This is a genomic window from Protofrankia sp. CiP1_Cm_nod3, from assembly GCF_982290655.1.
In genome coordinates, this window is the sequence record NZ_CEVIVD010000068.1 from 6399 (window position 1) to 14560 (window position 8162).

The 8162-nt window shown below is 72.6% G+C and carries 6 protein-coding genes; 2 read left to right on the plus strand and 4 right to left on the minus strand.

Annotated elements, in window-relative coordinates:
• Window positions 1-201: hypothetical protein (locus tag AC5LUJ_RS14330; protein WP_493465085.1), on the minus strand; the 201-nt coding region annotated here is incomplete at its 3' end.
• A gap of 1411 nt (window positions 202-1612) precedes the next feature.
• Between AC5LUJ_RS14330 and ahcY the strand changes: the two genes are divergently transcribed.
• A complete protein-coding gene (gene ahcY, locus AC5LUJ_RS14335; RefSeq protein ID WP_250284968.1) occupies window positions 1613-2884 on the plus strand; it encodes an adenosylhomocysteinase in 1272 nt (423 codons plus the stop codon).
• Window positions 2885-3242: 358 nt separating this feature from the next.
• Here ahcY and AC5LUJ_RS14340 read toward each other — a convergent pair whose 3' ends face one another.
• Window positions 3243-4304 (minus strand): RDD family protein, encoded by a 1062-nt coding sequence (locus tag AC5LUJ_RS14340; RefSeq protein ID WP_250284969.1) that lies wholly within the window; start codon window positions 4302-4304, stop codon window positions 3243-3245.
• 389 nt (window positions 4305-4693) lie between these two features.
• Between AC5LUJ_RS14340 and AC5LUJ_RS14345 the strand changes: the two genes are divergently transcribed.
• A complete protein-coding gene (locus AC5LUJ_RS14345; protein WP_250284970.1) occupies window positions 4694-5701 on the plus strand; it encodes a stage II sporulation protein M in 1008 nt (335 codons plus the stop codon).
• Between the two features lie 59 nt (window positions 5702-5760).
• On the opposite strand, the gene AC5LUJ_RS14350 is transcribed toward AC5LUJ_RS14345, so the two are convergent.
• The gene (locus AC5LUJ_RS14350) at window positions 5761-7056 is read right to left on the minus strand and encodes a DUF58 domain-containing protein (RefSeq protein WP_493465086.1); all 1296 of its coding nucleotides are present in this window, start codon (window positions 7054-7056) and stop codon (window positions 5761-5763) included.
• A gap of 6 nt (window positions 7057-7062) precedes the next feature.
• Window positions 7063-8070: an AAA family ATPase gene (locus AC5LUJ_RS14355; protein WP_445548275.1), complete on the minus strand. Its 1008-nt coding sequence runs from the start codon at window positions 8068-8070 to the stop codon at window positions 7063-7065.
• Window positions 8071-8162: the final 92 nt, after the last annotated feature.

Consider the following 8162-nt stretch of genomic DNA (forward strand, 5'->3'; position numbering starts at 1 on the left):
CGCGCCCCGGTACCCGTCGGCGGTGGCCGGGGCGTCGTCGTCGGACCGGGCGTCCCAGCCGCTCGTGCCGGCGCCCGGGGTGCCGGCAGACCGGGCGCCGGACGGGCCGGCGGTGTCGGCGGGCGGGCGTGGCGCCGAGGTGAGACGGGCGTCTGCCGTGCGACGGCGCGGTCGTGCACGGAACGTGGGCTCTCTCTGCACGGCCGTTGAGGTCACCTCCTGTGATAGGCCGGACGGCGGTCCGTAAGGGCTCGAACCCGTCGGGCCCGCTGGCCGGCACAAAAATAATCATGCCGCCGCTGGCCCGCGGGGCCGGTGGACACCTGCGGCCTGTCCTCACGATGTCACACGCACGAGATCAGGGAGGTGTGTGGCGCTGGGGGCGGTGACGCCCCACTGGATTGTCGCCGGCCCGTATGTGTGATCGGAATTCGCCGCGTTCGATCGCTGCCGGATGTGGCGACGTTGTGCCTGATCGACGTGTCTGGCCGACTGTACCTGGCTGACATGCCTGCTGGCGTTGTGTCCGATGGGCCTGTCCGGCCTGCGCTGCGCCGTTCGGGATGCCGTTCGGGATGCCGTTCGGGATGCCCGTTCTGAGGGTGCCGTTCGAGGCCGGTCCGGCCGGCTGGGCGGTCACTCTGGTCGGCCGGCACAGCTGGCCCGCGCACTGGCCGTTCCGCGCCAGCCCGTCCGTACGGCGATCTGTTGGTGTCCTGCTGATGGTCTGTTGGTGGTTCGTAGATGATCCTTCAGCGGCGCTCCAGTGGTCTTGCTGTGATTTCTTTGAGGTCAAAGGTTCCGGGTGTCCGGACTGTGTTTATCATGCTACGTAAAGTGGTTTCATAGAAAATGATCTTACGAGAACTGCTCTCGTGAAAGCGGGGCTCGTGGAAGCGGGGCTGCTCCGTGACGCTGCGGAGATGGGCGAGCTGCGGAGGCGGGCGACGTGACGGGTGGCGTCGCGGGACGTGCCCGGTGAGCTCTACGGCCTCCGGTGACCGGCCCGAGCCGGTCACCCGTGAGATCAACATGCTCTGCCCCATCTGTGAGGGCCTGGGGCGGGTAAGCGTGGTCCAGACCGCGAGCCTGGGCGGGGAGCCGTGCCAGATCAGGTCGACCCGTCCCTGTGCGGACTGCCAGACCGTCGGGTACCGTCCGTTTACACCCCCTTTATAACCATTTTCCATTCTGCCTGCTATCGTTCCTATTGAAACAGTTACGATAGTTCGTCTTCTGTGTTCGTTCGTCGCCCTCCATGGCCGAGGCGGACGAGGGCCGAGTGGGCGATCCACCCGTCGGCGGCCGCGCGCGGGACGGGGCCGCGCATGTCAGGGGAGACGGGGTGCCGGCCGGTGGTTGAACCGGTCCCGGGGGTCGTCGACCACTTCCGGATTCGCCGGACACACAGGGCGAAGGATGGATCGCGCAGGCGGATGTCGTAACGTCGATGCAGAGCGCTCCTACCACCGGTCGCTCTGGCGATCCGGACATCAGGGCCGCCGGCGGGGCGAGGAACTATGATCGTGTCGTTGCCGGCCCACCGGTTCGCCCGCGTAGGCGGTCTCCCCTTGCCCGGGGTCCGCGAGCCCCTCGACAGGAGAAGATTCCGATGGCAGAGCTGCCCAAGAACGACATCGCCGACCTTGCGCTCGCCCAGCAGGGCAAGACGCGTATCGAGTGGGCGGACAGGTCCATGCCGGTGCTCCGTCAGATCCGTGACCGCTTCGCCGTCGAGCGCCCGTTCGAGGGGGTGAAGATCGCCGCCTGCATGCACGTGACGACCGAGACCGCCAACCTCATGCGGGCACTCGCCGCCGGTGGGGCGCAGCTCGCGCTCGCCGCGTCCAACCCGTTGTCCACCCAGGACGACACCGCGGCCGCGCTGGTCGCCGAGTACGGCATCTCCACCTTCGCCCGCAACGGCGTGGATCGTGACGGCTACTATGCGCACATCAACGCGGCGCTGGACGGCGCCCCCCACTACGTCTTCGACGACGGCTGTGACCTGGTCAACACGCTGCACACGACCCGCACCGAGGTGCTCCCGGGCGTCCGCGGCGGGTGCGAGGAGACGACCACCGGCGTCATCCGGCTGCGCCAGATGAGCAAGGACGGCGCGCTGCGCTTCCCGATGGTGGCGGTCAACGACACCGACACCAAGCACATGTTCGACAACCGCTACGGCACCGGCCAGTCGACCCTGGACGCGATCTTCCGCGCCACCAACACCCTGCTCGCCGGCAAGACCGTCGTCGTCGCCGGCTACGGGTACTGCGGCCGGGGGGTGTCGTCCCGGGCCAAGGGGCTGGGCGCCAACGTGGTCGTCACCGAGATCGACCCGACCAAGGCGCTGGACGCGGCCATGGACGGCTTCCGCATCCTGCCGATGATCGAGGCCGCCGCCATCGGCGACGTGTTCATCACCGTCACCGGCAACCGGGACGTGCTGCGCCGTGAGCACTTCGAGGCCATGAAGGACGGCGCGATCTTCGCGAACTCGGGGCACTTCGACATCGAGATCGACATCAGGGCGCTGTCCGAGCTGGCCGTCGCCGGCCCGCGCCGGGTGCGCCACCAGACCGACGAGTACGTGCTGGCCGACGGCCGGCGCCTGCTGCTGCTCGCCGAGGGCAGGCTGGTCAACCTGGGGGCCGCGGAGGGCCACCCGGCGGCGGTCATGGACATGTCCTTCGCCGACCAGGCGCTGACCGCGGAGTGGCTGACGAAGACCTGGCAGTCGCTGGCCCCGGGCGTCCACGACGTCCCGCTCGAGATCGACAAGGAGGTCGCGCGGCTGAAGCTGGAGACCATGGGGCTTGCGATCGACGTCCTCACCCCGGCCCAGGAGGAGTATCTGAACTCCTGGGAGCACGGCTCCTGACCGCCGGCTCCTGACCCAGGAGCCACCCCGTTCACCGTGGCGGCCCTGCCCCTGGCAGGCCGCCACGGTCAGCGCGAGCGCTGACCACAGCCACCACCAGACATCCTCCGCGCACTCCCGCCGCCACAACCCTTCATGATCAAATATTGACAGATCATGAGAGTGAGAGAACAAGTGGTTGCTGTGGCAGCCACTTGCGTACTCGTTCCTGTGAGCCGCAATGCCCGCGGACGGGTGCGCGCGTTTCCGCCGGCGGCCCGCCGGGCGGAAGCGGGTGCCTCGTCGGTGGAAGTTCTGTTCCCCGGCCGCACCGGCCACGGGCGCCACGGGCCCGGCCGTCGCGACCGGAACGGCCGGGTCAGCTCGGGGGTACGAAAGGGCTCGGCGCCGGGGCCTCAGCCACGTCGTCCGGATCGCTCGGCCGGGCTACCCAGGACTCTCTTCCCCTCGGCTGGCCCGCTCCCGGTTGGGCTGCCCACGGCTGGGCCGCTCCCGGCTGGCCGTCCGGACCTGGCTGGATCCCCTGCCCCTGGTGGGCTGCCCACGGCTGTCCGGACGTCCACGGCTGGCCGGCTCCCCACGGCGGGGCCGGCTGTGCCGGTGGTGTGCCGGCCCCGGCGAGCGGCCACTGCGCGCCGGCGGTGCGTTCGGCCTGCCACTGCGCGCCGGCGGTGCGTTCGGCCTGCCAGCGTGCGCGGGCGGTGCGTTCGGCGAGGACGGCCGACAGATACGCCCAGGGATGGGTACCCGGCGGCGGTGGCGGGGTGACGACGGCGTACACCGACGCGGCGAGCTGGCTGCAGATGCGTTCACGTGCCTGCGGCGACAGTTCCCGGGCCCGGCCGAGGAACTGGCGCACCGCCAGCGCCAGGGCGTCCTCGAACGAGGACAGGTCCAGGGTGGCGGCCCAGCCGGCGAGCTGCGGCGGCATCATCACGGGCACCGCCGCGCCGGGTGGGATGCGTTCCTGGAGGACGACCGTTCCGGCGAGCAGGTCCCCGAGCCGCTTGGACCGCCCGGAGACCAGCATGCTGATCATCCCTGGGACCGCCAGCAGCGCACCGGGCCGCTCCACCACGGCGCCGAGCAGAGCGCGGACGAACGCGTGCCGGAACCGGATCGGCCCGCCGTCGTCCCGCACGACCCGCAGCCCCATGGCCGCCTTACCGATGCTGCGTCCCCGCCACAGCGTCTCCGTCGTCGTCGGGTAGCCGACCACGACCAGCACCACGACGGTCAGATAGAGCGCGGACGCCAGTGCTTCGTCACCTGGAGCGACGGTGGTGAAGGCGGCCCAGGCGGTGACGACCAGTACGACGGCCTGTAGAGCGAGATCGATGAGCCCGGCGATGATCCGCGAGCCGAGCCGGGCGACCCGCAGGTCGATCGTGACCGCCTCACCCGTGACAAGCCGGTTCACACGGCGGCTCCATTCCCGATAGCTCCGGTCCCGCTCACGTCCGTCCCGCTCTGCCTGTTCCGGCTGTTCGTGTTCCGGCTGTTCGGCTGTTCCGGCCGCTGTGCCTGCTCCGTGCACGCGCGCTGTGCCGAGTATGTCCGGTAGCCGGCCCGTGGATGTCCGGCACCGGCCCGATGGTGTGTCATGCCCGCCCGGCCGCCATGCGCTCCCGTCCTCCTTCCCGCTCGCCGGAAGGCTGTATGATCATGGTTCTTCCCGCACGGCCACGGGCCGCGGCCTGAGCGTGTCGGCCGCGCGGTGCGGGGATAACATCCACCTGTTCCCGCCCGTCCGATGTGTGCCGGGTAGTGATCTTTGCCGGGTGCCGGGCGCGGTGGGAGGCGGTACGGATGGATCTGGACGCGTACGTCGGCCGCCATCGCGGCGAGTGGGCCCGGCTGGAGGAGCTGGTCCGGCGCGCGGCGCGGCCCCGCCGGATGCCCGCGGCGGAGCTCGACGAGCTCGTGGAGCTCTACCAGAAGGTCGCGACCCACCTGTCGGTGATCCGCAGCCGTGGCCCGGACCCGGTGCTGGTCGACCGTCTCGCCGGCACGGTCACCCGGGCGCGCTCCGTCGTGGTCGGGACGCGGGAGCCGGGCTGGCGTGTCGCCGGCAGGTACGTCGCCGTCACCTTCCCGGCGGCGGTGTACGCGCGGCGTGGGTGGGTGCTGGCCACCTGCGCGGCCTGTCTGGCGGTGGCGGTGGCCCTCGGCCTGTGGGTGGCGCACAGCCCGGCCGCCCACAGCGGCCTGCTCCCGCCGGACGAGGTGCGGCAGTTGTGCCATCGCGACTTCGCCCGCTACTACTCGGAGAATCCCGCGTCCTCGTTCGCCGCGCAGGTCTGGACGAACAACGCCTGGGTGGCCGCGTCGGCCATCGCCTCCGGCGCGCTGCTGGGCCTGCCGACCCTCGTGGTGCTGCTGTTCAACTCGGTCAACCTGGGGATCGTCGGCGGTTACATGGCGAGCTGTGGCGAGTCGTCGCAGTTCTTCACCCTGATCCTGCCGCACGGGATGCTGGAGCTGGCCGTCGTGTTCACCGCCGGCGCGGTCGGCCTGCGGCTGGGCTGGTCGATCATCGACCCGGGGCCGCGCCGGCGGGTGGAGGCGCTGGCGGCCGAGGGCCGGGCCGCGGTCGCGATCTCGCTCGGGCTGGCGGCCGCGTTGGCGGTCAGCGGCCTGATCGAGGCGTTCGTGACGCCGTCCTCTCTGCCGGCCGGGGTCCGCATCGGTATCGGCGCGTTCGCCCTGGCGATGTTCGTCGGGTATGTCCAGATCTACGGTGCCCGGGCCGTGGCCGCCGGCGAGTCCGGCGACCTGGACAGGGAGCTCTCCGCGGACCTCGCTCCAGTCTCCTGACGCGCTGGCCCCTCTGACGCCTGGTCTCCTGACGCGCCGAGCCCTCTGACGCGCCGGGCTCACAGGCCTCCGGTGGACTTCAGGGCCAGGTAGACGTCGGTGACGGCCGCCGCGTAGGTCGCCGGCGGGGCGTCCACGACGTGCGCGCCGCGGCCGCGCAGCAGCCCGGCGAGCTGGCGGCGGCGCAGCAGCGTCTGCCCGGCCGCGGCGGCCGAGTAGACCGCGTGCACATCGCCCCGGCCGGCCGCGAGCTCGGCCAGCCGCGGGTCGCTCACCGCCGCGACGACGACGGTGTGCCGGGCGGTCAGCGCCGGCAGCGCCGGCAGCAGGCCTTCCTCGACGACCGCGGGAGCAAGCTCGGTGAACAGCACGACCAGGCAGTGCCGCCCGGCGGCGCGCAGCACCGCCGAGGCGATCGCCTGGTGGTCGGCCTCGGCCAGCACGGGTTCCACCAGCGCCATCGCCGCGCTCATGCGGACCACCGGATTCCCGCCGCCGGCCACCGGCAGGGCGACCCGGGCCGTGGTGTCGTGCGCGAGCAGGCCGACGCGGTCGCCGGCGCGGGCGGCCACGGTCGCCAGCAGCAGGGCGGCGTCCATCGCGTGGTCGAGGCGGGGGGTGTCGCCGATGCGGCCGGCGCTGGTCCGTCCGGTGTCCAGGACGCAGATGACCCGGCGGTCCCGTTCCGGCCGCAGCGACCGGACCGCCACCGTGCCGTGCCGCGCGCTGGCCCGCCAGTCGATCATGCGGACGTCGTCGCCCGGGACGTAGTCCCGCAGGCTGTCGAACTCCGAGCCCTGGCCGCCGATACGGAGCGTGACGTTTCCCTCGATCTCCTGGAGCCGCGCGAACGCGGCCGGCAGCTGCCGCCGGGAGGGGAACGCGGGCAGCACCCGCACCTGGAACGGCGCGTGGTGGCGGCCCTGCCGGCCGGCGAGGCCGAGCGGCCCCAGCGAACGGACCGTGATGCGGTACGGATGGCGGTCCCCCCGGCGGGTGGGGCGCAGGACGACCTCGCCGAACCGTCGCTGCCCGGCCGGGACCGTCAGCCGCAGCACCCGGGGCGCGGCGCCGGACGACGGCGGCCACGCGTCACGCACCAGGGCCCGGACCGTGCGCCGCCCGGTGTTGGTGACGGTGAGGACCAGCGGCACCGGTTCACCCAGCCGCGTCTGCGTCGGGCCGGACCGGGTGAACGCAAGCCCGCGCACAGCGCCGGCGAGCGCGACGTCCACGGCCACCGCGAGCACGAGCGCCGCGTCGACCAGCAGCAGGGCCGCCGCCGGGGCCGGGGAGAGCAGGACGGCGACCACGCCGGCGAGGGCGAGCCCGGCGGCCCGCCCGGTGATGGCCACCGCGGGTTACCGCGGGACGGGCACGGTGGCCAGTACCTGGTTGAGGACGGTGTCCGTGGTGACGCCGTCGGGCACGACCTCGGGCCGCAAGGAGATCCGGTGCCGCAGCGTGGGCCGGGCCAGCGCCTTGACGTCGTCCGGGGTGGCGTATCCCCGTCCGGACAGCCACGCCCACGCCCGGGTGGTGGCCAGCAGCGCGGTCGCGCCCCTGGGCGAGACGCCCAGCTGCACGGAGGGCGCCACCCGGGTGGCGCGGGCGAGATCGACGATGTAGCCGAGCACCTCCGGGCGGACCTGTACGGCGCGGACGGCGTCGCGGGCGGCGGCGAGATGCGCCGGCCCGGCAACCGGCCGGAGCCCGGCCGCGTCCAGGTCGGACGGGTCGAAACCGGACGCGTGGCGGGTGAGGATCCCGATCTCGTCATCCCGTGGCGGCAGTGGCACGGTGAGCTTGAGCAGGAACCGGTCGAGCTGCGCCTCGGGGAGCGAATAGGTGCCCTCGTGCTCGACCGGGTTCTGGGTGGCGACGACCGTGAACGGCACCGGCAGCCGGCGTGCCGTCCCCTCGACGCTGACCTGGCGTTCCTCCATCGCCTCCAGCAGCGCGGCCTGGGTCTTCGGGGGCGTCCTGTTGATCTCGTCCGCGAGCAGCAGGTTCGTGAACACCGGCCCCTCCCGGAAGGTGAACAGCGAGGTGCGGGTGTCGTAGACGAGCGACCCGGTGACGTCCCCGGGCATCAGGTCGGGGGTGAACTGCAGCCGTCTGGTGTCCAGGGACAGCGCCGCGGCCAGGGCGCGTACCAGCAGGGTCTTGGCAACCCCCGGGACGCCTTCGAGCAGCACGTGGCCACGGCAGAGCAGGGCCACGACAAGGCCGCTGACGGCGGCGTCCTGGCCGACCACGGCCCTGGCCACCTCCTCGCGCAGCGCGATCAGCGCCTGGCGGGCCGTCTCCGGGTCACCCGCGACGGCCTGGGCCGACGCCCATGTCCCGGATGGCTCGGCTTTGGACAGCTCGACCGGGGACGACAGCCCGGCCTCGGGCACCTCGGAGCCCCTGGCCCCGGGCCCGCCGCCCGGCCCCGCGCCGCCCGGCCCCGCGGCGC